At 73.9% G+C, this 2,329-nt stretch carries 1 protein-coding gene; it reads left to right on the top strand.

Annotation, left to right across the window (positions count from 1 at the left end; genetic code table 11):
- Positions 1 to 2,329: type I polyketide synthase (locus AXW62_RS39525; RefSeq protein ID WP_159061120.1), on the top strand; the 2,329-nt coding region annotated here is incomplete at both ends.

Genomic DNA, 2,329 nt, shown 5'->3' with positions numbered 1-2,329 from the left:
CAACGCGGGCCAGGCCAACTACGCCGCCGCCAACACCTTCCTCGACGCCTTCGTACAGTGGCGGCGCGCGGCCGGACTGGCGGGGCTGTCCCTGGCCTGGGGCCTGTGGGCGGAGACCAGCGAGCTGTCGGCCGCCATGGTGGCGGCGAACCGGGAGCGCGGCACACGCGGTGTGATGCGTCCGATGAGCACCGAGCACGCCCTGCACCTCTTCGACAGCGCCCTGGAGCTGGGGCTGCCCCTGGTGGTACCGGCGAAGCTCGACCCCGGCGCGCTGCGCGACGAGGCCGCCCCGGGGGACGTACCGCCACTGCTGACCGGTCTGGTCCGCCCGGCCCGGCGCACCCTGCGGGCCACCGCGGGCCCGGCGGCCGAGGGAGGTCTCGCGGCCCGGCTGGCGGCGCTGTCCGAGGCCGAACAGCACCGGCTGCTGCTGGACCTGGTGCGGGACCACACGGCGACCGTGCTCGGGCACACCGGGAAGGAGGCCGTGGCCCCCGGGCGCGCGTTCAGCGAGGTGGGAGTGGACTCGCTCATCGCCGTGGAGCTGCGCAACCGGCTCTCCGGCGCGACCGGGCTGCGCCTTCCCGCGACGGTCGTGTTCGACTACGCGACACCCGAGGCGATGGCCGCGCGTCTGCGGTCCCTGGTGGCCGGGGACCCGGCCTCGCTGCCGGCACCGGCGGTGGCACCCCCGTCCGGGGCGGACCCGGCGGAGGACCCGGTGGCCATCGTGGCGATGAACTGCCGGCTGCCCGGCCAGGTCACCGACCCGGAGACGCTGTGGGATCTGGTGTCCCAGGGCCGGGACGCGATCGGGCCGTTCCCCGCGGACCGCGGCTGGGACCTGGAGACGCTGTTCGACCTCGACCCGGACGCCGTGGGCAAGTCCTACGTGCGCGACGGCGGTTTCCTCACCGGCGCCGGTGACTTCGACGCCGAGTTCTTCGGCATCTCGCCGCGCGAGGCGCTGGCGATGGACCCGCAGCAGCGGCTGCTCGCCGAAACCTCCTGGGAGCTGTTCGAACGCGCGGGCATCGACCCGACGTCCGTGCGCGGACAGGCCATCGGGGTGTTCGCCGGGGTCATCGACCAGGGATACATCTCCTCGTCCGAGGCGCCCCCGCCGGAGTTGGAGGGGTACCTGATGACCGGCAGCACCACGAGTGTGGCCTCCGGTCGGGTGGCCTACCTGCTGGGTCTGGAAGGCCCCGCGGTGACGGTGGACACGGCCTGCTCGTCGTCGCTGGTGGCGCTGCACCTGGCGGTACAGGCGGTGCGGGCGGGCGAGTGCTCGATGGCCCTCGCGGGCGGTGTGACGGTGATCGCCAAGCCCAGCGGTTTCATCAGCTTCTCCCGCCAGCGCGGTCTCGCCCCCGACGGCCGCAGCAAGTCCTTCAGCGAGGGCGCGGACGGCACGACCTTCAGCGAGGGCGTCGGGCTGGTGCTGCTGGAGCGGCTGTCCGAGGCGCGCCGCAACGGCCACGAGGTGCTGGCCGTGATCCGGGGCACGGCGGTGAACCAGGACGGGGCCAGCAACGGCCTGACCGCCCCCAACGGGCCGTCGCAGCAGCGGGTGATCCGCCAGGCCCTGGCGAACGCCGGACTCTCACCCTCCGATGTGGACGCGGTCGAGGCCCACGGCACCGGCACCTCGCTCGGCGACCCCATCGAGGCCCAGGCCCTGCTGGCCACCTACGGCCAGGACCGCCCGGCGGACCAGCCCCTGTGGCTCGGCTCGCTGAAGTCCAACATCGGCCACACCCAGGCCGCCGCGGGCATCGCCGGCCTGATCAAGATGGTGCTGGCACTGCGGCACGGCACGCTGCCGCGGTCCCTGCACATCGACGAACCCACCACCAAGGTGGACTGGACCTCGGGCGCGGTGTCCCTGCTCACCGAGGCCCAGCCCTGGCCCGAGACCGGACGCCCCCGCCGCGCCGGGATCTCCTCCTTCGGTATCAGTGGGACGAACGCGCATGTGATCCTGGAGCAGGCGCCGGAGACGGCGACCACGCCGGAAGCGGACGGGTCGGAGGCGGACGGGTCGGAGCCGGAGACTCCGGGGCTGGTGGCCACCGGTGGGGTGGTCCCGTGGCTGCTGTCCGCCAAGAGCGCCGAGGCCCTGCGCGCCCAGGCCCAACGCCTGCTCAGCCACCTGGAATCCGGGGACACCCCACGGGCGGTGGACATCGGCTGGTCACTGGCCACCACCCGCGCCGCCCTCGACCACCGCGCCATCATCCTGACCACCACCACCGAAGACGCCCTCGCCACCACCCGCGCCCTCGCCGAAGGACGCCCCGACCCCCGTCTGATCACCGGCCGT

The sequence above is a fragment of the Streptomyces hygroscopicus subsp. hygroscopicus genome (genome assembly GCF_001553455.1).
GTDB classification, from domain to species: domain Bacteria; phylum Actinomycetota; class Actinomycetes; order Streptomycetales; family Streptomycetaceae; genus Streptomyces; species Streptomyces hygroscopicus.
The sequence above is the reverse complement of the archived record's forward strand: the minus strand, read 5'-3'. Positions and strand labels throughout refer to the sequence as shown.